Here is a 23,121-nt window from a genome sequence, read left to right on the forward strand (position 1 = left end):
AGGACGATCAGTTTGCGAAACAAGGTCAGAAAAGGCCGGCAAGGTTAAGGCTGCTAAAAATGAGATACCGTGAGGGCAGGGGGATTTGGGGCGCTGAAACAAAACAGGCCGGGAATATCCCGGCCTGTTTGTGCTTTGAAGCCTGGGCGGCCTAGAAAAGCACGCGGCAGCGGATGGTGCCACGGACAGACTTGAGCTTCTCGAGTGCCAGTTCGCCGTAGGCCTTGTCTACATCGATCACCACGTAACCGATGTCCTCCTGGGTCTGCAGGTATTGGCCGCAGATGTTGATGCCGTTGTCGGAGAAAACGCGGTTGATCTCGGACATGACGCCCGGGATATTCTCGTGGATGTGCAGCAGACGGTGCTGGCCCGGGTGGGACGGCAGCGCCACTTCCGGGAAGTTGACCGATGATACGGTGGTGCCGTTGTCGCTGTACATCGCAAGTTTTTCGGCCACTTCGCGACCGATGTTTTCCTGGGCCTCGATGGTGGAACCACCGATGTGCGGCGTTAGGATGACGTTGTCGAACTCACGCAGGGGAGAGACGAACTCCTCGTCGTTCGACTTCGGCTCGACCGGGAATACGTCGATCGCAGCGCCGAGCAGCTTACCGCTCTTCAGGGTTTCCGCCAGGGCTTCGATGTCGACCACGGTACCGCGCGAGGCATTCATCAGGATGCTGCCCGGCTTCATCTGGGCCAGCTGCTCGGGGCCGAACATGTACTTGGTGGCCGGGGTTTCCGGTACGTGCAGGCTCACCACATCGGATATGTTCAGCAGTTCCTTGAGGGAGTTGACCTGGGTGGCGTTACCGATCGACAGCTTGGAAACCACGTCATAGAAGTAGACCTTCATGCCCAGGGACTCGGCCAATACGCTGAACTGGGTGCCGATGTTACCGTAGCCGATGATCCCCAGCTTCTTGCCTCGGATCTCGTAGCTGTCCTTGGCGGACTTCAGCCAGTCACCGCGATGGGCCTTGGCGTTCTTCTCCGGGATGCCGCGAAGCAGCAGGATAGCCTGGGCCAGGACCAGTTCGGCCACGCTGCGGGTGTTGGAGAAAGGTGCGTTGAACACGGCCACGCCACGACGGGTCGCCGCCTTCAGGTCGACCTGGTTGGTCCCGATGCAGAAGCAGCCCACGGCAACCAGCTTGCTGGCCGCTTCGAATACGGCTTCGGTCAGCTGCGTGCGGGAGCGGATGCCGATGAAATGTGCGTCCGCAATCTTTTCCTTCAGCTCGTCCTCGGCGAGGGAGTGCTTAAGGTACTCGATGTTGGTGTAACCCGCTTCGTGCAACGTATCCAGCGCTGACTGGTGAACACCTTCCAGCAGCAGGATCCGAATCTTGCTTTTGTCGAGGGACGTATTTGCCATGGGCTTAACAGACCTTTCGTCGCGTGATGTAAACCGTGGCCGCGGCCGTCCAGGCGGCCGGGCTCGCAGAATAGGGGCGGTATGATACCATAATCGCCCGTTTTGACATTGTGTTCGGTGACTTCCATCAAGACCCTGTGACGGCTGCCGCCGCAGTGCCGGGAACTGATTGAAACGCCGCGGATTTGCCTTTCACGAGACTGACACCTTCATGACTGCCGACCAGATTATTGCTGCCCTCAAAGACCTTGTAGACGATGGCAAGGTGCTCACCGACCCTGACGACCTCGACAACTTCGGCAAGGACTGGACCAAGATCTATCCGCCCAAGCCTGTCGCTATCGTCTTCCCCAAGACCACCGAGCAGGTGCAGGCGCTGGTCCGCTTCGCCAACGAGAACGAGGTGGCACTGGTACCCTCCGGCGGTCGCACCGGTCTCAGTGCGGGCGCGGTTGCAGCCAATGGTGAGGTGGTTGTTGCGTTCGACTACATGAACCAGATCCTCGATTTCAGCGCCAGTGACCGCACGGTCCGCTGCCAGGCTGGCGTGATTACCGAGCAGTTGCAGAATTTTGCGGAAGAGAACGACCTGTACTACCCGGTGGATTTTGCCTCCGCCGGCTCGAGCCAGTTGGGCGGCAACCTCTCCACCAACGCAGGCGGTATCAAGGTCATCCGCTACGGTATGAGCCGCGACTGGGTGGCGGGCCTGACCGTGGTCACCGGCAAGGGCGATATCCTTTACCTGAACAAGGACCTGGAGAAGAACAACACCGGCTACGACCTGCGTCACCTGTTCATCGGCGCCGAGGGCACCCTGGGCTTTATCACCGAAGCCACCATGAAGCTGACCCGCAAGCCGGATAACCTTACGGTACTGGTGCTCGGCCTGGCGGACCTGACCAATACCATGGACGTGCTGCAGGCCTTCCAGAAGCAGATCGACCTCACGGCTTACGAGTTCTTCTCCCATGAAGCGATGCAGTTTGTCCTCGCGCATGGCCAGGTGCAGGCGCCGTTCGAGACCGAGGCGCCGTACTACGCGCTGCTTGAGTTCGAGGCGATTTCCGATGAGGTGATGGATACCGCCATGAGCCTGTTCGAGCAGACCGTCGAGAACGGTTGGGTGCTGGATGGCGCCATCAGCCAGAGCGAGACCCAGGCGAAGAACCTGTGGATGTTACGGGAGGGCATTTCCGAGTCGATTGCGCCGCGCACGCCCTACAAGAATGACATCTCCGTGGTGGTCTCCAAGGTTCCGGAGTTCCTCACCGAGATCAACGCGGTGGTCACCGAGCACTATCCGGACTTCGAGATTATCTGGTTCGGCCACATCGGCGATGGCAACCTGCACCTGAATATTCTCAAGCCTGAGGACATGGCGAAGGAAGACTTCTTCGAGAAGTGCCAGCAGGTGAACAAGTGGGTGTTCGAGATTGTCGAGCGCTACAACGGCAGCGTTTCCGCCGAGCACGGTGTGGGTATGACCAAGAAGCCTTACCTGCAATACACCCGCAGCGAAGCCGAGATCGCCTATCTGAAAGGTATCAAGCAGGTTTTCGATCCGAACGGCATTATCAACCCGGGCAAGATCTTCGATCTCTGATCCCAAGCGATAGCCGGGCCGCATAGGTCGGGCCGGCTATCGAACATCCGGTACCAGGATCACCTTGCCGATATTGCGCCGCTGTTCCAGGTGGCGGTGGGCGTCGGCGCCTCCGCTAAAGTGAAAGACCTTGTCCACGTGTGGCCGCATCCAGCCTTCGCTATAACCCTCCAGGAGCCGCTGCATCCAAATACGGATCTTGCCGGTTTCCTCCCAGAGATGCCCCAGATTGACGCCGAACACGCCTTTATTGGCGTTCATCAGGCCAATGGGATGAAGGATGGGCATGCCGGCGACCGTCGGTAGCAGTTTCAGCCGGCCTTTCAGCCCCGACTCGCTGGCGGAAGATATCCCGAACATACCCAACCGACCGGTCGAACGTAGGGATTTATAGCTGCGTTTGAGGTGACTGCCACCGATGGGATCGATGATCAGCTCGACGCCCTTGTTATCTGTCAGTTGGGCCACCTCGTTTTCCCAGTCATCCGCCCGATAGTCGATGGCTTCGTCCAGGCCCCGCTCCTTGAGGAAGGCGTGCTTGCCGGGGCTGGCGGTGCCCAGCGTGCGTGCGCCGATCTTGCGGGCGATATCCAGCGCTGCCAGTCCCACGCCGCCACCGGCGTTGTGGATCAGGATCGTCTCTTCCGGCTGCAAGCTGCCCATTACTACAAGGAGCTGCCAGGCGGTCAGGTAGTTCACTGGAATGGCCGCCGCAGTCTCGAAGTCCATTTCCTCGGGCAGGGCGAACAGCTGATCTGCCGGTACGCAGACCTGTTCGGCCTGAGCATTAAAGCGGCTGAGGCCGAATACCCGCTTATCCTGCCAGCCGCCCTCGACCTTGGAGCCGACGGCGGCGACCACGCCCGCAAACTCATAACCCATGCAGTTCGGATAGGGCGGCGCGTCCGGGTAAAGGCCTTGCCGGGCCAGCACATCCGCAAAGTTGAGCCCGGCGGCGCGTACATTGACCAGGACCTCATGCGGTAGCGGTTGGAGATCCGCAACCTCTTCGACCTTCAGGACATCCGCATCACCAGGTTCGGGCGTAATCAGGCGTCGCATCCTTGTGTCCTCGTGTTCGTCAGTGATCTTTCACTTCGATACCTGTCGAAGTGTGAGCCGATTACCCCATAAGTTCAACTCATCTAATGTGGGGGCCGGTGAGCAACGCGAACCGCACCGGTTAACCTTCTGCGCCAGGAGTTACCTGCCTCCACCCAACCTCTGCCAGATGCTAAAGTCCCAACACACCCCCAAACATGCGAGGCTGGATATGCAAGAACACATCGTCGTCCTCACCGGCGCCGGCATGAGCGCTGAAAGCGGGCTCGCCACCTTCCGCGACAACGGTGGCCTGTGGGAAAAACACGATGTGTACGATGTCGCCACCCCCGAAGCCTTCCAGCGAGACCCTGAGCTGGTACTGCGCTTCTACAACGACCGTCGCCGGCAACTCAAGGATGTCCAACCCAATCCGGCCCACAGGGCCCTGGCGGAGCTGGAAGAGAAATACCGCGTCACCATCATCACCCAGAACGTCGACGACCTCCACGAACGCGCCGGCTCCACCAAAGTCGTCCACCTTCACGGCAAACTCACTGAAGCCCGCAGTTCCAAGCGCGAAGATCTCGTCTACGATATTGGTTACGACGCTATCCGGATGGGTGACACCTGCGATATGGGCAGCCAGATGCGCCCCAACGTCGTGTGGTTTGGCGAAGCAGTCCCCATGATCGAAACCGCAGCGGATGTGGTGGGTACTGCAGACCATCTGTTGATTGTCGGCACCTCCCTGGAGGTCTATCCGGCCGCGGGGCTTGTGGATTTCGTCGATTTCGATGTACCGATCACCGTGATTGATCCAGGTGAGGCGAATGTGTCCCGGGCGACGGTGATTCGGAAGACGGCGAGTGAAGGGGTGTTGGAGTGGCTGGCGTCATTGCGAAGCTAGGTTGGCGTCCGGTGTGCGAATAGGAACCCGTACCCGAAGACCGGACTCGGCGGGCCGCCGATCATTGTGTTCGTCAGGTGAGTGAGCGGTAATATTAGTCTTTTTTGGTGAAACCGAGGGAATGGATATGCCAAGGTTAATACGCGATGCGTGGGTTGTCGTTGGGGCAACCGCTATAGGTGCCTTTTCGCAGGTTTTTGCAGCGCCAGGGCCGACGCCGGGAGCTTACCTTTCGTCGAAGCCACTCGTGCTGGAAGTACGCTACTGCGAATGTGCGGCGACGGACTTGAGTCGCGCGTCAGACGCTGTGCTTCCAAGCTTTCTTGAGACATCGAAGCTTCTCAAGGTCGGGGCTTTTGGTGAGGATGAGGGGTTTGTTTCTTCCGACGGGTTTTCGATGGGCTATGGGATCAAGCAAATTGAAGGCGGTCGTGCAAGATTCCTTTTCACCTATTCGGCAGAGTACACGATCGATGCCGATATGAACGCTGGCCACGGCGAATTACTCGTGAATGAAGGCCAGTGGGTCCAATTGTTCGGCTCCAGCCACACGACGAATACCGGGGCGGAATATACTGGCGTTGCGATACGACTGGTAAAGACGGATCTTTAAGGACGGACTTTTGGAGGGCAGGATGCCGGAGTCACACAACCTATGGATTTTTCTGAGCGCCAGTTTCGTCCTCTGGGTTACCCCGGGCCCGGACACCGTCTACATTCTGGCCAGAACAACGACCCAAGGGCGCCTTTCTGGAGTGGTGTCGGTTCTGGGTATCGGTAGCGGTGTGCTTGCTCACACACTTCTTGCCTCCATCGGGCTCTCTACTTTGCTGGCAACATCGGCCGCGGCCTTCACGGTCGTGAAGTGTATTGGCGCTGCGTATCTCATCTATTTGGGTATCCAGGCATTTCGACGCGGCAACGCGCCACCCAACACGTCTTCCGTAGCAACGCTAAGCTATCAAAAAATTTATTGGCAAGGTTTTCTCACCAACCTGTTGAACCCGAAGGTCGCCGTGTTCTTTCTCGCCTTCTTACCTCAGTTCGTTGCGCCGGGTATCAACGAGGGCGGCGCGAGGTTGCTCTTGCTGGGTGTCCTATTTGTGCTGGGCGGTACGATTTGGTGTCTGATGCTAGTGGTCTTCGCCGCTTATTTTACCAAGGCTGCCCGTGCTGACGGTGTAGTGGGACGAATCGTTTGCAAAGCGGTGGGTGCCGTCTATGTGGTGCTTGGTTTAAATTTGCTGCGCGCAAAACTATAGGCGTCTGGAAAGGAGGTATGCCCCATGTATGAAGTGCAACATATCAGCATCTCCATCGCCCGCCGACCAGAAGATGTCTACACCTTCGCATCTAACCCAGCCAACCTCCCGCAATGGGCTGCCGGTCTGGCCAGTTCGCAATTGACGCAAGGCCCTGACGGCTGGGTGGCCGAAGCACCCTTCGGCAGGGTCAAGATCCGGTTTGCCGATCGGAACAATTTTGGTGTCATGGACCACGATGTAGAGCTCGCATCGGGTGTGCTCGTTCACAATCCGATGCGCGTGGTGCCCAATGGCGAGGGCAGTGAATTTCTCTTCACGCTGATTCGCCAACCGGATATGACCGACGAGCAATTCGCGGAAGACCGATTGGCGATCGAGACCGATCTCAGGACGCTGAAGACGTTGCTTGAGAAGTAGTACCCTCCCGCTACGCTGGGATTCCGCGGCTGCCCATCTCTACCGCCAGTTGGTCGTTATTTGCCTGGCCAAACTGAAAAGAATAGGTCCATCGCACTTTAGCGGGAATCCGTATAACGGAAAGCATTCCGGGAATGGGCAGCCCGGCGCCGAAGGTGCCCATGGTCTTACGACTCGTGCGGAGAACTCCCGGCTCCCTGTCACGCTAATCCGCGATGAACCAAAGAATAGGAGGGGATTTTGGAGAACATTCTTTACGATGGCTGGCAGGGACTGGCTCGAATCCTGATTGTTGGCATACTCGCATACATCAGCCTGATCCTGTGCCTGCGTATTTCAGGTAAACGTACGCTAGCGAAGATGAATGCGTTTGACTTGGTTGTCACGGTCTCCCTCGGGTCGACCCTTGCCTCGATCATTCTGAGCGATGGTGTTGCTCTGGCAGAGGGTGTTGGCGCGTTCGTGCTCTTAATAACCCTGCAGTTCGTTGTGACCTGGTCGAGTGTGCGCATCCGGTGGGTCAGGCAGATAGTGACGGGCGAACCTCAACTGCTTCTTCACGGCGGCCATTTTGTTTCGGCGGCTTTGCGCCGTGCCCGGGTCACGAAAAGTGAGGTACGCGCGGCCGTCAGGTCAGCGGGGATCAGCGATCTGAACGCGGTCCAGGCCGTTGTCTTGGAGACAGACGGCTCGTTCAGTGTTGTTCGAGGTGCAGATCGTCCGGAGAACTCCAGCCTGGTCGACGTCCGCGGTATGGAAGCCCGTGATCACGTGGTTAGTCCTGCAGCGACGGCGAGGCGCGAGAATTAAGATAGGTTAAACGCCATCTCCCCGAAGTGTGCCACGCTGCACAGACTTCATAGCATGGATGATGGAGGGATCCCGACCATGGCGACTAACCAGGCACACAAGGATCGAACTTTCCCCACTTCTGCCGGAATCTTCTTTGGCTTGGGACTCGGCGGTTTCTTCGATGGCATAGTCCTTCATCAGATTCTCCAATGGCACCACATGCTGACAAGCGCGGGTTATCCCATTACCAGCATGGAGAATCTGAGAATAAACACGCTATGGGATGGCCTGTTCCACGCGAGCACCTATGTTTTTATCTTTGTTGGGCTACTCCTGCTTTGGCGGACGTCGCACCGCGCGCATCTGTGGTGGTCCGGCAAGCTCCTGGCCGGGTCGCTATTGATGGGGTTTGGCATCTTCAATCTGGTTGAGGGGCTTATCAATCACCAGATATTAGGCTTGCATCATGTGAACGAAACCGTGCCCCAATCCCAGTGGATCTATTGGGATATCGGCTTCCTGGTATGGGGTGCGGCGATGCTGGTCGGTGGCTGGATCCTCTATCGATCTGGTCTGGAGAAGTCGCCACCGGGCGCCGTCAAACGCTAGTTTCCTGGATATTCGTCGTGCCGCCTAACCCAGACCATGTCAAACCGCCGTTATATGGACTGCCCCCTAGGTCTGCTACTCCTTGGTCGCCGCCGCACCGTGCAAATCGACGGCAGGGTGCAGCGGTTTGTGCATATCAGACCTGCAGGCGCTGCTCGTATTCCACTTTCAGCCGCACCCACTCGTCCCATAACGGTTCCGGTTTCTGATCGGTCAGGCGAGCGACAAGGATATCCAAATGGGTATGCCATCCGGCGCTGACACCCAGCAAGGTCGAGCGATCGGAAATACGGTGATGGACGATTGTGAGTAATACCTTGTCTCCCTGCGGCTCCAGCTCGAAGGCGACGCCACCCGTACCGCCCCAGGTGATCGCGAGTTTGTGGGGCGGGTCGAGTTCGGTGACCTGGCTCTCCAGCCGATGTTCTTCGGAGTGACCCGGTGGGCGCGTGCCGGGAGGATCGGTGAGTTCGTCGTTACGCCAGACCAGCTCGAAGGTGGAGCCAACCTTCATCTCCATCTGGCCCGCAGCAAGCCACTGGCTGCGCAGGTCACTCTCGGTCAGATAGGCCCAGACACGCTCGATGGGGCCGGGTAGCAGGCGCTGGATTTTCAGCGTGGTCGGCTCGATCAACGTGCCGTAAGCGTCGGGGGTTACGGTTCCGTTCATGGGTCATCTCCTTCTTTGTCGTAAGGGGACTGGCTTGCGTCCTCCTTGTGCAGGAGACGTTCGAGCGCATCCAGTCGGTCGGTCCAGAAGCGTTCATAGAAGCCCAGCCATTCGTGGGCGCCTGCCAGCGGTGCCGGCTCGAGGTGGCACACATGCGTGCGCCAACGCACCTCGCGACGGATCAGCCCGGCTTTTTCCAGCACCTTGATGTGCTTCGACGCTGCTGCGAGTGAGATCTCGAACGGCTTCGCAAGCTCGCCAACGGTGCGTTCGCCATCGGCGAGCTCCAGCAACATCTGGCGGCGCGTCGCATCACCGAGTGCATGGAAGACGGTATTCAACTGAGTCGTTTCTGATTTAACCATATGGTTGAATATAGACCTGTGCGTCTCTTCATTCAACCAGTTTGTTGAATAAAAGATGTGGCGGTTGTAGAACGAAACCTCGATTAAGGGAGGATACGCTGGAAAGCCCTGGCGTCAGTGGCCGGCTTCCGGATACCGTTGCTTGTCACGATGGATGCGATAGATGGTAACCGCGTTGGTGAAGAGCACGAGTGCTTCGGCCAACGTCCCTCCGACCGAGCCCACCAGGATGTGGCTGAGCATCCACGCTACTGCCGCCAGTCCCAGGCAGGTGCGCAGCGGGATGCCCCTGAGCAGGAACATGCCCATCGTGCCCAGCACCATGGCCACGATAGCCGGCAGGTCCGCCCAACCCTGCCAGGTCAGCGCTGCCGCCGCGCCGCTGGCAGCCAACACGAACGTCATGACCTTCTTGCTGCCTGGATAGCGCCTTGCTAGGGCAATGCGGACAATAACCAGCACGGTCAGCGCCGCCGCCGTCCAACTTTCAAAGAACAGGAATTGCAGGGCGAATGCCACATTAGCGGAGAGCAGCAGTACCAGCAGTCGGTCGTCCTGCTTGCTGGAAAAGGCCAGCACGCAAAGGATCAGGGAAAGCAGGCCAAAGAACTGGCCGGCCCACGCGCTGTAGCTCTCAAATAGGGAAACGATAGGTGAGCTCCGGCTATTCGACGGAAGGTCGAAGGGTTCGATAGATATCGGTAGTCAATGGATTCTAAGTTTTTGGGCCACCATCTAAAAATATGGCGAAACCGATAGCAACATCATGCTCCGTTGACGTTTGGTACAGGATACAGAGTTGTATCGACGATGTTTTTCCATGTATCACCCGTCATACGCTACCGCTAGCGACACTGTCTTCCGCAAACCATCATCGAAGTAACATCCAGTGTTAATGCAAGACGGCCCTTAACCGACTAGCTTCAAATAATTACCGCCACGTTCTTCAATTCCGAGAGGCCGCTTTTCAACCGCTGGCAGTGCCGCAGGAGCTAGCAATGGACAGGCAAGCGCACGTGAACCCACCGATTTCGGGGCGTACCTGGGGTATCGCTGCGGTCACGGGGGCAGGTGCCTTTATGGCTATGCTCGATTCCACTGTGGCCAACCTCGCGCTTGAATCCATTCGCGCCGACTTTGCCACCACGCTTCCTGTCGTCCAGTGGGTCAGCACCGGTTACCTCGGGGCACTGGCCGTGTCCCTGCCGGCAGCGGCCTGGTTAGGTGGCCGTTTCGGCTACGGTCGGATCTGGGCGGTGAGCCTGGCCCTCTTTGTCATGGCCTCCGCTTTCTGCGCGGTGGCTGCGAGTCCCGGAATGCTTATCGCCGCGCGCCTACTACAGGGATTGGCCGGTGGCCTCATGGTACCTGCCGGCCAGGCGGTGATTGGCGCCGTGGCGGGGAGTCGTCAGTTGGGGCGGATCATGGGATTCCTCGGCCTGGTCATTGCGTTGGGGCCGGCGATTGGACCGGCGGCTGGCGGCTTCCTGCTGGATGTGGCGTCGTGGCGCTGGCTATTCTGGATCAACGTTCCCTTTGGTATCGCGGCGTTGCTCATGGCTATCCGCTTGGTTCCGGAAGGGCGGGAAGATCCCGAGCGAATACTGGATATTGCCGGGCTGCTGATGCTTAGCCTGGGACTTCCCTTGCTGCTTTATGGCGCGACGGAAATCGGTGCTGCCGGTCTCGGCTCGATGGCAATCGTGGCGGGGACGCTGGGGGCGTTTCTCGTAGGGTCGTTTGTCCTGCGCACGATGAATGCCCGTCATCCACTGATCCATCTTCATCTGTTGGGAATGAGGCGTTTTGCCGCGGCAACGGTGATCACCGGTTTCACCGGCGCCAATATGTACGGTGGCCTGTTGTTGTTGCCGCTTTACCTGCAGATCGTGGTGGGGCTGGAGCCGGGTGCGACCGGCATTTGGCTCCTGGTCATGGGGTTAGGGAGCGCGGTAGCCTTGCCGGTGGCAGGTTCGCTGGCCGACCGCCTTGGCGCCGGTCCGGTTTCCCTGACCGGCGCCGGGCTGCTGCTGGTCAGTACCATTCCCTTCCTGTTTCCGACTGCGCTTTCCGATGGTGTTTTGGCGGCGGCCCTGCTGGCACGGGGCGCCGGGTTGGCACTGGCACAAATGCCGGCTGTAGCGGCTGCATACTCAGTCGCGCATACCGATGAAATGGGGGACGCCACCACGCTGGTGAATATCGTCCAGCGCGTAGGGGGCGCAATAGGCGCGGTGGCCGTCGTGATTGTCCTGCAACAGGTCAACATCCTGTCGACGACCGAATCCTATATTTGCGCTTTCGCCGCGCTGGGGCTGCTTTCCCTCATGACCCTTGCGACAGCCATGGTGCTTCAGCGCCAGTCACATCAGCCCCAGGAGCGACTGGCGGACTAGAACAGGCCGCTCTCACCCAATCGTGTTTTCCGGCGCAACCACGTCCTCGCTCTCCCTTGCCCAGAGCTGCTTGACCAGTTCGACCATGGAGGCCACCGGTGCGCGTGTGAGCTGGTCGCGGCGGACCAGCAGGTTCAGGTTAATCGCGCTGTCCGGTTTATCGTAGAGCCGAACACTGCCCCGGTCGGCCCAATGCCTGGCCAGCTCGTACTCAAGGATGCCGTAGCCGATACCGGCACGGATCATCGACAGGGTCGTGTGCTCGTCTTCCGATGTGCTGACTGTGTTCGCTTCGTCACGGGTGCAGCCGATAATTTCCGGCATCAGGCGATCGAAAGGGCAACTGCAGGAAGGCCAGATCCAGGGTAGGCGCTGCAGGGCCTTCGTATCGTCGGGTATCGTATCGAGGCCGCCTTCCATGGGTCCGACGATACAGATCCGGATGGGCGACAGACGAATGTTCTGGATCTGCTCATCGAGCACATCCCCGTAAACGAACCCCAGGTCCATCTTGCCTGCGCGCACTTGCTCGGCAATAAGATAGGACGCGCTGGTGCCCAGTTCCAGTGATACTTCCGGTATATGCCGCGCAACCTGCCGCAGCAGCTGATCCACCTTCAGGTACTCGGGCGGCGCATTCAGGCCGAGGAACAACCGTGACGGCTTCTCGCAGCGCAGGGTACGTGCGATTTCATCCAGCTCCGCTACCTGCAGCAGTGCCTGCCGCGCCGGCACCACCAGCTTGCGGCCTTCGGGTGTGAGCGACATGCCCCGGGCTGAACGCTCGAATAGCGACACACCAAAGTGATCCTCCAACTGACGCAAGTGCTCACTGACTGCCGACGGTGTGGTGTGGCGACGGTTGGCTGCCCGGGTCAGGTTGCCTTCGTCGGCCACGAGGACGAAGGAGCGGAGCTTGTCGAGTTTGATGTTCATGTTTTACGAACGCCGCCTTCATGAATGACTGATGGATGTGCCGTTATCAGAGCAGTCTAATGGCAATCACAGGCCTGGCTCAATTCGTCTTTTATGGAGGAAGGTGTTATGCACAATGCAGCGTCATCGGAGAAACAAACGGTGTTTATCCCGCCGTTCGAGGCTTGTCATTTAGAGTCGCAGGTAAACCGCCGGGGCGATTTTCGGACGAGGATCGGGGCGATACTGCGCGAGTGGGCCAGGCGTTACCGGAGCCGGTCCCGTCTGCGCCGTCAGCTACGAGAGATGGACACCTACCTGGCTGAGAAAGATGTCGGCCTGCCGATGGGGACGTTGGCGGAGGAGGCCGGTAAACCGTTCTGGCGGGCTTAAAGGGTACTGTCATAAAAGGGTTTGTCATACAACGCGGGGAACTCTGCTCTTGGGACTCCATCCAAACATTCGTTTCGGGACTTTAGGTCCACGAATGCGAAATCCATGAATGCGAAACCAGAAAAAGGAGTTTCCCCGTGCGTTATCTCTTGCCTCGCATTGGTTGCATTGCTTTCTTGGCTCTTGGGCTCGCGAGCCCGGTTTTTGCCGAAGAAGAACGCAGCGCCCAGTCCTCGACAGAAGATCTTTCCTACGACAAGCGCTTGTCCGGTTATGACTACCCGTTCGATGTGAAAACCTTCAGTTTCGACTCCCAGGACCAGGAACTGGAAATGGCCTACATGTACTTGCCGCCCAAGGGCGACAAGCCGGTAGTTACCCTGTTGCATGGCAAGAATTTCAACGGGGCCTATTGGGAGCGGACAGCGCAGTTCCTTCAGAAACAGGGTTACGGCGTGTTGATGCCGGACCAGATCGGGTTCGGCAAGTCATCCAAGCCGACCGGCTATCAATATTCTTTCCCCGTACTCGCCAATAATACGCGGGAGCTGATGAAATCGCTGGACATCGACAACGCCGTGATCGTAGGCCACTCGATGGGTGGCATGCTGGCTTCGCGTTTTGCCCTGAACTACCCGGATGCCACCCGAAAGCTCATCCTGGTTAATCCCATCGGCTTGGAGAATTACCTGCATTTCGTCCAGTACAAGGACGTGGGCTTTTTCTACCAGAACGAACTCAAGCAATCAGCCGACAAGATCAAGGCTTACCAGCGGAAGAACTACTACGCCGGTGACTGGAATGAAGACTATGCCGCACTGACCGAGCCGCTGGTAGGCTGGGTCCAGGGCCCGGACTGGAACGATCTGGCCTATGTCAGTGCGCTGACCTACGACATGATCTTCACCCAGCCTGTGGTCGAGGAATACGATGATTTCAATGTGCCGGCAGCGCTGATCCTCGGTACCCGGGACCGCACCGGCCCAGGCCGCAATTGGAAGAAAGAGGGCGTCGAGTATGAGTTGGGGCGTTACGACCAACTCGGCCGTGCCATCCGTGCACGCAATGAGGACATCCAGCTTTACGAGTTGGAAGACCTCGGACACCTGCCGCACATCGAAGCGTTCGATCGCTTCAAGACGGTATTCGCCAAGGCGCTACCCTAACCGGAAAGGGCGTGATTGGAAGGTGTATGGCCGACACGGAACATAAGCCGCATCCGGTTCCCATCGTTTCCAGGGCGAAGCTGGAACAGATGCATACCGGTTCGCTGATGAATCGGCGGTCGGCGCTGCTGAAGTGCGCCGAGACCGCCGCTATCCCGGGCGATGCGGCACTCAACCGGCCCGGGGCAAGGGCCCGGACGATCCGGTTCAAGGACCAGCCGGAATGGAAGCAGGCCTACGCCGAACTCAAGGACGTGCTCTCCATCCGCGAGCACGTACCCAACAAGCAGGAGCGCAAGGCCATGCGCCAGGAAAGAGCCCGGCAACGCAAGTAGTCGATTTCTACTCCCCGAACTTGCCGTGACGTCCGGCACCCTTGGCGAACCGATGCGCGCCCTGGATCGCTTCCTCGAAGACGATCGGATAGCCGTCGGCGCCTTCCTCGATCAACGCCTGGTCCAGCTCCAGATCCCATTGACGATAGGCTGAGCGGCGGTCTGCGCGCAGACATTGCTGGGGGAATTGGGCGATTTCCGCGGCCAGCGCCTGGGCTGTCTCGAGGGATTCGTGGTCGGGAACCACCCGGTTAGCCAGTCCAATACGTAAAGCCTCGTCTGCCTGAACCGGGCGTCCGGTCAGGATCATATCCATGGCATGGCCCTGGCCAACAATACGGGGAAGGCGCACCGTGCCGCCGTCAATCAGCGGTACGCCCCAACGTCGGCAAAATACGCCGAAGACAGCGGACTCTCCCGCGATTCGCATGTCACACATCAAGGCCAGTTCCAGGCCGCCGGCAACCGCGTAACCGTTTACGGCGGCGATGACCGGTTTGTCCAACCATAGCCGACTGGGGCCCATAGGGCCGGGGCCCGTGCCCTGGGGTTCGATTTCGTTGCGCAGATCGGGATCGGCCATGGCGGTCAGGTCGGCCCCGGCGCAGAAGTTGCCGCCATTACCGGTCAGTATGGCGACTTTAAGGGTATCGTTGGCTTCGAAGTCTTCGAAGGCCTGGCGAAGGGCCCGGGCGGTGGGGCGATCGACGGCGTTGCGTTTGTCCGGGCGGTTGATCGTGATCGTGCAGACCGGGCCGTCGGCTGCTGTGATGACCAGTGATTCGTTCACATACTCTCTCCCTGGATCTGTTCTTATTTTGTGGTTCAACTTCTCACAGGCGATAAGTTTCGCACAAATTCAGACCGGCGCGAGAAGGCAGGCGTCCCATTTGGTGAATGGGCAGGAGATCAACGGATTCGCCAAAGGGGGCACCAGACCTTACAGAGCTCTCAGGGAAAATTCGGGTGCGCCGCCAAGTGGGTGCCAAGTTCTTCCAGGTCGCTCTCGGCGTGGCACTGGCGAATGTAAAGCTGAAGCTCCGTCGTCCGCCGTGCGTTCACCTCATCGAAGGCAAAGGGACGCGGCCCCAATGCACGTCCGAAGCGATCGAGGACTTCGGTACAGTTGCGTTCAATGAGATGGCGCACCAGCAACGCCGTCGCAAACATATGGCCCTGTTCATTGGCGGGATCCGTGTCTATCCGCGTTGCACCCCATTCCAGCATTGCCACGTTGCTCTGGCTGGCTGCGACTATCGCTCCCAGGTGGGCTTTCGCGTGACCGCCCTTCAAGGTTCTCTGGCGTACGTGGTCGACCAGGCCGCTCGCCCCGCCCGCCCAGCATGCGGCCGGCGCCAGGGTGCCGAGACAGAAACCGGGCCGTTCGAAGTACCACTTTTGCTCGCCGACTTTCTGTTCTGGCCCAATCGGTAGCTGATCAAAGGTGACCGTCCAGGTATGGGTTTCGGAAAACGCCTGTGCTTTCCATTGCCCCCTTTCGAAGCGGAGCCGATGTTCCGCCGAGGCGGCTTGCATATCGACGTCCACCAGTTGCTCGTTGGGATAGACATAGACCAGGGCGCGGTCAACGATGTCAGAACCACTGCAGAATGGTTTGCTACCTGAAAGCGCGTCTCGCGCGCCTATGGCCTCCGATTGCATGAAGTGCGTGGTATCGTCCGGTCCTCCGGAAGCCCAGACCCCATAGAGTGCCCCGGGTTCCGCTGTGCGTTCGGCCTCGTGGAGAATCTGCGTGGCGTCGAGATGGCCTTCCAGTATGCGGGCGAGGCCCAGATCGCGCCTTGCGACCTCGATAAGGAATTGAAGGCGCGCCAGGCTACGGCCCTCTCCCATGGGGGGAACATGGGCCTGGATATAGGGCAATAGTGCCCGGGCCAGGTTCCGGTATTGTTTGGCAGTGGGGGAGCCTGGCAGATCTGAGAGCAGGCCGTGGAGTTCGGAATCGTCCATGGTTACCCCTCCGGCTTGGTCCAGCGTTTTAGGGCGTAGCCCGGATTGCTGATGTCGAAGTCATCGGGTACGCGGATCACCTGGTCCATCGTTGCGTGCACCTCGGATCCGTGGAGGCGATGGTCCGCGGAGAATCCCAGCCAATGGCAGGCAATCAACCGCCCGCCCGGTTCCAGGCGCGTCCATAACCGGGCCACAAGCAGTGCGAGTTCGTCCGGGGTGAAGTAGTAGCCCAGCTCCGAGAAGACAATCAGGTCAAAGGTTTGCCCGGGAAGGTCGCCTGGCAGGTTGCCCTCGTGCACTTCCACATGGTCGAAACCGCTGCAGCGACGCTTTGCGCTCTCGATGGCGGCTGCAGAACAGTCCATGGCAATCAACGAATCACAATGCGGTGCGAGCAAGGCGGTCAACTCGCCAATGGCGCAGGCCGGTTCAAAGGCCGCTGCGTATTGACGGTCGCTGATGCCGTCGACGATATCGCTATAGCGATAGCGTTCGTAGGCGGAGTTACGGAAATCCCAGGGGTCTTCGGACTGACGGTACAAGCTCTCGAAGAATTCAGGCGACGTATCCGGGGAGGAATCAAAGGTATGGGATGTTCTCATGCGAAGGCAATCTCCGGTCCTTGGCGAGAGGCTTCTACCTCTTGCGGTGTTGGGCGTCTTAAAATCTCGATCCTGTCGGCATCCAGTGCCCATCGAACGAGGCCGTAGCGGGCGAAGTAGTCCAGCCAGTATTCGAGACACCAACTGCCCCAGGTGGCACGAAAACGGGTGGCGTTCTCGATAATGTCGTCGAATCTATCCAGCGGCGGTGTATACACCGTGTGGTATTGGTGCAGGGCCAGGGCATCTGAGCACCAGGCTAGCCGTGTGCCGTTTGCGGCCAATCGCTCGGCAAAGTCGGTTTCTTCGCCGCCATAACCGACGTAGAGTTCGTCCATGCCGCCAGCGCTGAAGTATTGGTCCTTGGTCAGGGCGAACGAAAGCCCCCAGAGTGCCCGGTGTTCGGGTTCGTCGATCCAGCCATCGCTCTCCAGGCTGGGGCGGGCTGGGTGCTGCACGGCAAAGCCGGCCAAATCGGCAAAGGTGCTCGCCTTGATATCTTCGGTGGAGCAGGTGCCCGGGAGATAGCGAACCTCGCCAAGCAGGCAACGGCCGGATGCATCGAGCTGGCGGATATACTGGCCCACCAGCTCGGGGCCCGGTATGCAGTCCACGTCGAGGAAGATCAGCCGCTCGGTATCTGCCGCCCGTGCAGCCGCGTTCCTGGCCGCGGCCAGGGGCATTCTCTCGCCCGGAACAGTGACGACCCTGACCGGGAACGGGACCTCGGCTGATATCCGCGGGGGTTCAGGCTGCATGCTCGCGATGATCAACTCGAAGGCCGGCTCCGTCTGCCTGGTCAGGCCGTCTATCAGCGCGTCGAGGTGGGCCTGGCGGCCCCGAACCAGTGTGAGCACGCTGGCTTTAGTGCCACGTGCCCCGGTATCTGTGTTGGACGTCATTCGGGGTCCTGCACGGTTTCTTCGTACTCGCCGGGGGACAGGGCGGCGGACGCCGGAATGGCCCGATAGAGGCCCGGATGCTGATCTTCCGACAGTTCGTCGGGACGGCTGTCGAGCCATAGGTCGCGTATCAAACCTTCCAGATAGTCACCTGCGCGGCGTGCAGCATGCTCATCGACCAGTTGGCGTTGGCCCTCGATGTCGCAGGTGTTGGCCTGGTCGACCAGGCGTCGCCACTGGGCGAAACTGGCGGGCCAGGTCGGCGAATAGGCTGCGTAGTTCCGGGCGGCCAGGGCCTCGGCCTTACAGGCCTGTTCGTCGTAGTAGCACCATTCGGGAATACAGATCAGCGGCCGGCCCACCCGGGCAATTTCGTGGGTCAGGGTGTCACCTGGCGTGGCAATGACGACATCCGCGGCGGCCAGGTAATCGTTGACGTTGTCGACCCAGCCTACATCGATCACGTTGGAGAAATCCGTTTCGTGGCCGTAGCGCACGGTTTTACCGACCGTAAGCCAGAGTGCATCGGGATAGGCCCGCGCCGCCAGGGTTACAGGCGCGATCGGAATGCCGGCGCCACCGTTGCCGGCGACGACGACGAAGATTTGCTGATCTTGCGAAAGCCCCAGGCGTTCCCGTGCTTCGGATCGGTCTGGAACTGACTCACGGGTATCGATCAGCCCGCCGGTATAGAACGTGCGCTTGCGCAGGTGAGGTGGCCAATCCGCTTGTTCCAGCGCTTCGTCGTAGGGGGCCAGCATCGCCGCGCATGCCGAATAAGCGGCTTGGTGGGCCTGGTCTTCGCGGTCCCCGTGCATGCGGACTTTAACCACCGGTACGCTGCAGATGCGTCCCAGCAGCGCCAGCTCGGCTGAAACGTCCACCACGAACAGGGCAGGATCTTCACTGGCAAGCCAAGAGGCGATGATGCCGCCGGTCCCGCGAATGGCGGACACGCCTACGGGGGCGCAATCCAGCGCCACGCAGGCAGGTTGGTTGTGCAACTGTTCCGAGCGCGCCTGCTTTCCATGGAAATCCGGTATCCGGACGATCTCGGCGTTATCCGGCGGGTCCGGGAAGATCTCCGGTTTGGCACAAAAGATGGTCACCGGCCGAGGGGCCAACTGCTGGGTGATGGCCAGACAGCGTTTGGCGTGACCATGGCCATGGTGGTGTACGAAGTAACCCACAGGCCGCTGGGAGAACGTGTTGTCGGGGAGAACGTGATGTGACGTCATGTTATGCACCTGCCTCCATACCCGCTGCGTTTCCATTGATGTCGATTTCAAGCGGCGTATGGCGTTGATTGTTGTCGTTGAGTTGGCGTCCCGTAGACGTGTCGACGGAGTTCAGGCCTTCCAGAATGCCGGCGGCGCAGGATGAGCGGGCCCAGAAAATGTGTTCGTAGCCCTTCAGGTCGTTAAGCTCACCGCTATGGTTCGCCACGACGATCCCCAATGCGGCGTAACGGAGCATGTCCTCGTCATTGCCGGAATCTCCTGCGGCGACAACCCGGCGGCGGGCTATTCCCGCATGCTGGCGGATAAAGTCCACGGCCCGGGCCTTGCCGCTCGCTACCGGGAGGATATCCAGCAAGTGGCCATGGGAATGGACAACCCGCGCTTCCAGACCTGCACCTGCCAGGCACTGCTTCGCTTTGACGATGAGGCTATCTTTGGACGCGCCTGAGTCATCTGTGAAATAGCTCAGTTTGTAGGCTGACTGCGTGTGTGCTGGCTGTAGCCGGAGCCCTGGTAACGGGCTAAGTACCTGCTCGCATGCGCGCCTGTCCCAATCCTGATCGAGTTTGTCTTGCCAGGCCTGGACCGGGTGGGGGCGGCCTTGGGGATCGATCCGGTAGATTGACGACCCCACGTCCGCGATCAGGAAATCGGGCAGCGGAGCGGACCAGGCGTTAAGCTCACCAAGTGCCTCATCTACAGCGCGGCCCGTGGCGACGACAAACAGGCATTCTCGGTTTTGCGCCAGCCACTGCTTGAGGCGTTCCAGGCCTCGATGGTCGCCAAGAAGTGTGCCATCCATGTCGGAAGCGAGGATCCGAGTGGGGCGCTCGTGTCCGAGGACGGGGAGCGAATCCCGCGTCACCAGCCCCGTTTCCATCACATATTGCCGGGCATGCCGGGACCAGCTGTAGAACGCGACATTTTTGCGCCCGCGGGCGCTCAGACGCTGCCAGCCGACATCATCGAACAGGATTTGCCGGCAGCCCTCAGCAATGGCCCTGGTATCGGTCGGCGGAACCACGAGACCATGCCCGCAACGACGGACGATATCGATGGGGCCGCCTTCCTGTGTGGCCACGACCGGGAGGCCGGCAGCAGCCGCTTCGAGCAGGGTCAGTCCGAATGGCTCGTTGAGCGCCGGGTTTACGAAAACACCCTTGCGTTGCGCCGCCCATTGATAGATTGCGGGAATCTGACGGAGTTCGTGCTGCTTCGGGTAGGCGACGTGGCCGTAAAGATCGTAGTCGTCGATCAGCTGCAGCATCTCGAGCCAGACCTGCTGGGCCTCGGGTTCACAGGCTTCGATCCGGGAACGGGTACCAGCGATAAGGACGAGATTGGCCTTCTGCCGTAACTCCGGGTTTTCGCCGTAGGCTTTGATCAATGCCTTCAGGTTCTTTTTCGCGACCGGACGCGCTATGGCCAGGAGGCACGGCAACTCGGGCTCGCGCAGGAAGCGCTTAAGCAGGGTATCCACCTCGTGGGTCGTACTTTGAGGCGCCGGTCGACTGAAATTCTGCAGGTCACAGCCGGGCGGATTGACCTTCGTCCGGTTTAGGTCGTGGCAACGGTAAAGTCCGTACTGGAACTTTGCCTCGTGCTCGGAGCTGGCAATCATGCTGGACGCACCGCGCACGGCCAGCTCCTCGTAACGGATGCGACGCCTTAGGGTCCTGCTGATTGGCTTGTCCGGAGACGCATGCTGTAGCTTTGACGCCCCCAGTGAATGGGCAGTGAACACGTAAGGTATGCCCAATCTGCGTTTGAGCTGGTAGGCCATGATGCCCGCATCGGCATAATGGGCATGTACCAGGTCAGGGCGGATGCCTTGCTCGCGCATACGGTCCACCAAGGCTTCCGTCAGCGCCGGTAGCTCGCTCCAGAGTGCTTCCTTGGCAAGGTAGTCGCTGGTCTGGCCCGGGCAGCGCCAGAGCGTGACGTTGGGCCCCAGGGACTCTTCCGCGGCGGTGTACTCGGCACCCAGCTTGGGATCGTCGAAAGCTCGGGTAACGATGATCTGGTGCTCGACTTCGGGCCTTCGCGACAGAGCCTCGACCAGTTCGAGCAGGTAGCGGATGTGGCCTCCGGTGTCGGCGGTCAGGCCGTAGGGGATGTCGCCCCCCCGCAAACATCCCTGCAGTGCGATGTGCATGACCACGCCGGATCGGGAGCCTGGCGCCTTGCTGTCCGTCAGTATGTCGTTGTCAGAAAGATCCAAGAAGGGATGGGCTCTGGTGATGTCCTTGTCCATATCGTTCCTTGTCCATGCTGCGCCGCAGGTCCTCTTTCAACGCGGTGAACATCACAATCTGCGCGTTTTATATACTCCATGCGGGTAGGTCGCGAACTAACGCGTAAATTTCCTGGTTTTTGAGCTTTTCCTCCAACAGCACCGCCGGCATCTGAAAGCCCTCGCGTTGAGCGGTCTTCAATCCACCGAGCTGTGACTGATGTTCGTGTACGGCATTTCGCTTCAACGACAGAAGGTCGCGGATGTCATGTCGGTATGGCTGTTCATTCGCCTCGACGTGCGTTGGCCGTTGCTCCGGCGGCCAGATTTGGTAGCTGAACACGTACTCGACGGGGCATTGCCCGAGCACTTCCGCCATGAGCCGGGCGGTTTCACGATGGTCGTTGTGACAGTCATCGACCGCGGGTACGAAAACGCTTCGAACAGCACGGGATTGCAGGGTGTCCCGGATCAGCTCGACGATGCGGTCGCGCATCTGGCCGGTGATCTTATCCAGATGTCCATCCGGTAATTCCAGCGCGAGAACATCCGGCCGTTCCAATCCAAGCGTTTTTAACGCATTTCGCTGCTCGCGTTTGCGAATCGTAGCCAGTTCGCGACGCCATACCCGATTGCCAGGGTGCGATGCGTCGCCGCTGGTCATGGCCAGTACAGTCACCGGTATCGACAAGTCGGCACAACGGGCGATCAGGCCACCGCACCCCAGCGACTCATCGTCCGGGTGTGGCGATGCGACAAGGACCGGCCCCAGGTCTTCAATGGCAATAGCATTCAATGCGTCATCGACGAGTACGGGTCTGGTCTGGGAGAAGTTCGAGCATGATGCGCTATCCACGCATGCGATCTGGTTCATCGATTCCGTAGCCTCCTGTGACGAAAGATACGAGTTGTTCTCCAGTAACCTCACTCACATAGGTTATGTTGTCGTTTGCCGCGATATGTGGGGTTAAGTTTCAGACAGGATGTAACCCGTTTAATGGAAAGAACATTTACCACGTTCGGGATAAGGCCTCCTTGCGTCGGACGACAGACGGCTTACCAAACCTTAAGTATGAACGGCTTTGAAGGCTGCGCATTCCCGGCTCAAGGCTCGGGTTGGCACCTGGGACAGATATAAGCAGAGCGACCGCTGGCCTTGATCTTGCGGAGGGCACTTTTACATCGTGGGCAGGGCTCGCCCTCGTGTCGGCGTGGAAGGATAAACCAGTCGGGCATGCGGTCCTGGTCGGCGTTGGCATCCAAATCGGCCTTCAGCACCCTGTGCATTGTCTCGTAGAGTTTTCGATACTGCTCGTGATCCAGTGCCCTGAGTTCTGCGCTGGGGTGCCAACGTGCCTGGAACAGGATCTCGTCACTGGTTTCATTACCAAGGCCACTCAGGTGTTTCTGGTTCATCAGAAAGGATTTCAGACCGCCCCGTGCCTTGCGGGCAATGTCTACAAACTCGTCTTTTCCCAGTTCCAGAGCATCCGGCCCAAGCTTTCGTCCCTGGCCATAGTGCTCGGGGTCGTCGATAAGGCGGATGTGCCCGAGCTTCCGTCGAGAGTTGAAAGCTAGTGCGTACTCGTTATCGAAGAAAAAACGAACAGCGTCGTAGGCAGCGTCAGGACTCTTGTCCAAGCTGTCTTTACAGCCGTACCGGGGGCGGCTGGTCATACCGAAGTGCAACGCGAGCCATTGGCCGCTGTCGAGGGCGAGAAAGAGATGCTTCCCCCATCGGTAGCTTTTGGTAAAGGTATGGCCGGAAACCGCTTGGGCCAGTTTACGCTTGCTGAGATCGCCAAGGACCTTGGGCGCCGGAACCGTCACGCGACGTATGGATTGGTGAAGGGCAGTGGAATCGATGTACCGTTTGAATGCTTCGACGTCAGGCAGTTCGGGCATGGC

Annotated in this window: 25 protein-coding genes; 11 read left to right on the forward strand and 14 right to left on the reverse strand. The window is 59.3% G+C overall.

Going from position 1 to position 23,121, the window contains the following annotated elements; translation table 11 throughout:
- Positions 1-151: 151 nt before the first annotated feature.
- On the reverse strand, positions 152-1,381 hold the full coding sequence (gene serA / locus RE428_RS07665; protein WP_004581405.1) for a phosphoglycerate dehydrogenase: 1,230 nt from the start codon (positions 1,379-1,381) through the stop codon (positions 152-154).
- A 211-nt stretch (positions 1,382-1,592) separates the two neighbouring features.
- Here serA and RE428_RS07670 point away from each other — a divergent pair, with 211 nt between their 5' ends.
- Positions 1,593-2,987, forward strand: coding sequence for an FAD-binding oxidoreductase (locus RE428_RS07670; protein WP_004581406.1), 1,395 nt, complete (start codon positions 1,593-1,595; stop codon positions 2,985-2,987).
- A gap of 36 nt (positions 2,988-3,023) precedes the next feature.
- Here the strand turns inward: RE428_RS07670 and RE428_RS07675 are convergent, their stop codons facing one another.
- The gene (locus RE428_RS07675; protein ID WP_004581407.1) at positions 3,024-4,049 is read right to left on the reverse strand and encodes a synaptic vesicle VAT-1 family membrane protein; all 1,026 of its coding nucleotides are present in this window, start codon (positions 4,047-4,049) and stop codon (positions 3,024-3,026) included.
- Between the two features lie 211 nt (positions 4,050-4,260).
- Here RE428_RS07675 and RE428_RS07680 point away from each other — a divergent pair, with 211 nt between their 5' ends.
- The 6 genes from RE428_RS07680 to RE428_RS07705 all read left to right on the forward strand — a co-directional run bounded on the left by RE428_RS07680 (position 4,261) and on the right by RE428_RS07705 (position 8,021).
- On the forward strand, positions 4,261-4,938 hold the full coding sequence (locus RE428_RS07680; protein WP_004581408.1) for an SIR2 family NAD-dependent protein deacylase: 678 nt from the start codon (positions 4,261-4,263) through the stop codon (positions 4,936-4,938).
- Between the two features lie 247 nt (positions 4,939-5,185).
- Positions 5,186-5,551 carry a hypothetical protein gene (locus tag RE428_RS07685; RefSeq protein WP_154660755.1) on the forward strand — a complete coding sequence of 122 codons (366 nt, stop codon included), beginning with the start codon at positions 5,186-5,188 and terminating at the stop codon, positions 5,549-5,551.
- A gap of 22 nt (positions 5,552-5,573) precedes the next feature.
- Complete coding sequence (locus RE428_RS07690) at positions 5,574-6,200, forward strand: LysE family translocator (RefSeq protein WP_040883332.1); 627 nt, start codon at positions 5,574-5,576, stop codon at positions 6,198-6,200.
- A gap of 24 nt (positions 6,201-6,224) precedes the next feature.
- Complete coding sequence (locus tag RE428_RS07695) at positions 6,225-6,620, forward strand: SRPBCC family protein (RefSeq protein ID WP_004581411.1); 396 nt, start codon at positions 6,225-6,227, stop codon at positions 6,618-6,620.
- A gap of 240 nt (positions 6,621-6,860) precedes the next feature.
- Positions 6,861-7,430: a DUF421 domain-containing protein gene (locus RE428_RS07700; RefSeq protein WP_004581412.1), complete on the forward strand. Its 570-nt coding sequence runs from the start codon at positions 6,861-6,863 to the stop codon at positions 7,428-7,430.
- Between the two features lie 78 nt (positions 7,431-7,508).
- Entirely contained in the window at positions 7,509-8,021 is a 513-nt protein-coding gene (locus tag RE428_RS07705) for a DUF2243 domain-containing protein (protein WP_004581413.1), read from the forward strand.
- 136 nt (positions 8,022-8,157) lie between these two features.
- On the opposite strand, the gene RE428_RS07710 is transcribed toward RE428_RS07705, so the two are convergent.
- The 3 genes from RE428_RS07710 to RE428_RS07720 form a co-directional block, all read right to left on the reverse strand.
- Positions 8,158-8,691 carry an SRPBCC family protein gene (locus RE428_RS07710; RefSeq protein ID WP_004581414.1) on the reverse strand — a complete coding sequence of 178 codons (534 nt, stop codon included), beginning with the start codon at positions 8,689-8,691 and terminating at the stop codon, positions 8,158-8,160.
- The gene (locus RE428_RS07715; RefSeq protein ID WP_004581415.1) at positions 8,688-9,056 is read right to left on the reverse strand and encodes an ArsR/SmtB family transcription factor; all 369 of its coding nucleotides are present in this window, start codon (positions 9,054-9,056) and stop codon (positions 8,688-8,690) included. Before RE428_RS07715 ends, RE428_RS07710 begins: the two co-directional genes overlap by 4 nt.
- A gap of 114 nt (positions 9,057-9,170) precedes the next feature.
- Positions 9,171-9,707 (reverse strand): YgjV family protein, encoded by a 537-nt coding sequence (locus RE428_RS07720; protein ID WP_040882571.1) that lies wholly within the window; start codon positions 9,705-9,707, stop codon positions 9,171-9,173.
- 347 nt (positions 9,708-10,054) lie between these two features.
- Here RE428_RS07720 and RE428_RS07725 point away from each other — a divergent pair, with 347 nt between their 5' ends.
- Positions 10,055-11,452 carry a DHA2 family efflux MFS transporter permease subunit gene (locus tag RE428_RS07725; RefSeq protein WP_004581417.1) on the forward strand — a complete coding sequence of 466 codons (1,398 nt, stop codon included), beginning with the start codon at positions 10,055-10,057 and terminating at the stop codon, positions 11,450-11,452.
- A 12-nt stretch (positions 11,453-11,464) separates the two neighbouring features.
- Here RE428_RS07725 and RE428_RS07730 read toward each other — a convergent pair whose 3' ends face one another.
- The gene (locus RE428_RS07730; RefSeq protein ID WP_004581418.1) at positions 11,465-12,388 is read right to left on the reverse strand and encodes a LysR family transcriptional regulator; all 924 of its coding nucleotides are present in this window, start codon (positions 12,386-12,388) and stop codon (positions 11,465-11,467) included.
- 108 nt (positions 12,389-12,496) lie between these two features.
- Between RE428_RS07730 and RE428_RS07735 the strand changes: the two genes are divergently transcribed.
- The 3 genes from RE428_RS07735 (at position 12,497) to RE428_RS07745 (ending at position 14,261) form a co-directional block, all read left to right on the forward strand.
- The gene (locus tag RE428_RS07735) at positions 12,497-12,760 is read left to right on the forward strand and encodes a hypothetical protein (protein WP_004581419.1); all 264 of its coding nucleotides are present in this window, start codon (positions 12,497-12,499) and stop codon (positions 12,758-12,760) included.
- Between the two features lie 137 nt (positions 12,761-12,897).
- On the forward strand, positions 12,898-13,926 hold the full coding sequence (locus tag RE428_RS07740) for an alpha/beta fold hydrolase (protein ID WP_004581420.1): 1,029 nt from the start codon (positions 12,898-12,900) through the stop codon (positions 13,924-13,926).
- 26 nt (positions 13,927-13,952) lie between these two features.
- Entirely contained in the window at positions 13,953-14,261 is a 309-nt protein-coding gene (locus RE428_RS07745; RefSeq protein ID WP_004581421.1) for a hypothetical protein, read from the forward strand.
- Positions 14,262-14,268: 7 nt separating this feature from the next.
- Here RE428_RS07745 and RE428_RS07750 read toward each other — a convergent pair whose 3' ends face one another.
- From RE428_RS07750 to RE428_RS07785, 8 genes are all read right to left on the reverse strand, one after another.
- Positions 14,269-15,051 carry a crotonase/enoyl-CoA hydratase family protein gene (locus RE428_RS07750; protein ID WP_004581422.1) on the reverse strand — a complete coding sequence of 261 codons (783 nt, stop codon included), beginning with the start codon at positions 15,049-15,051 and terminating at the stop codon, positions 14,269-14,271.
- A gap of 161 nt (positions 15,052-15,212) precedes the next feature.
- A complete protein-coding gene (locus RE428_RS07755; RefSeq protein ID WP_004581423.1) occupies positions 15,213-16,232 on the reverse strand; it encodes a hypothetical protein in 1,020 nt (339 codons plus the stop codon).
- Positions 16,233-16,234: 2 nt separating this feature from the next.
- Complete coding sequence (locus RE428_RS07760) at positions 16,235-16,837, reverse strand: SAM-dependent methyltransferase (RefSeq protein ID WP_004581424.1); 603 nt, start codon at positions 16,835-16,837, stop codon at positions 16,235-16,237.
- The gene (locus RE428_RS07765; protein ID WP_004581425.1) at positions 16,834-17,739 is read right to left on the reverse strand and encodes a glycosyltransferase family 2 protein; all 906 of its coding nucleotides are present in this window, start codon (positions 17,737-17,739) and stop codon (positions 16,834-16,836) included. The genes RE428_RS07760 and RE428_RS07765 overlap by 4 nt, the downstream gene beginning before the upstream one ends.
- Positions 17,736-18,977: a glycosyltransferase family protein gene (locus tag RE428_RS07770; RefSeq protein WP_004581426.1), complete on the reverse strand. Its 1,242-nt coding sequence runs from the start codon at positions 18,975-18,977 to the stop codon at positions 17,736-17,738. Before RE428_RS07770 ends, RE428_RS07765 begins: the two co-directional genes overlap by 4 nt.
- A 1-nt stretch (position 18,978) precedes the next feature.
- Positions 18,979-21,234: an HAD-IIB family hydrolase gene (locus tag RE428_RS07775; protein ID WP_004581427.1), complete on the reverse strand. Its 2,256-nt coding sequence runs from the start codon at positions 21,232-21,234 to the stop codon at positions 18,979-18,981.
- 67 nt (positions 21,235-21,301) lie between these two features.
- Complete coding sequence (locus RE428_RS07780; protein WP_004581428.1) at positions 21,302-22,087, reverse strand: PIG-L deacetylase family protein; 786 nt, start codon at positions 22,085-22,087, stop codon at positions 21,302-21,304.
- Between the two features lie 230 nt (positions 22,088-22,317).
- On the reverse strand, positions 22,318-23,118 hold the full coding sequence (locus RE428_RS07785) for an Fpg/Nei family DNA glycosylase (RefSeq protein WP_004581429.1): 801 nt from the start codon (positions 23,116-23,118) through the stop codon (positions 22,318-22,320).
- Positions 23,119-23,121: the final 3 nt, after the last annotated feature.

This window comes from Marinobacter nanhaiticus D15-8W, from assembly GCF_036511935.1.
In the GTDB taxonomy this organism is placed as follows: domain Bacteria; phylum Pseudomonadota; class Gammaproteobacteria; order Pseudomonadales; family Oleiphilaceae; genus Marinobacter_A; species Marinobacter_A nanhaiticus.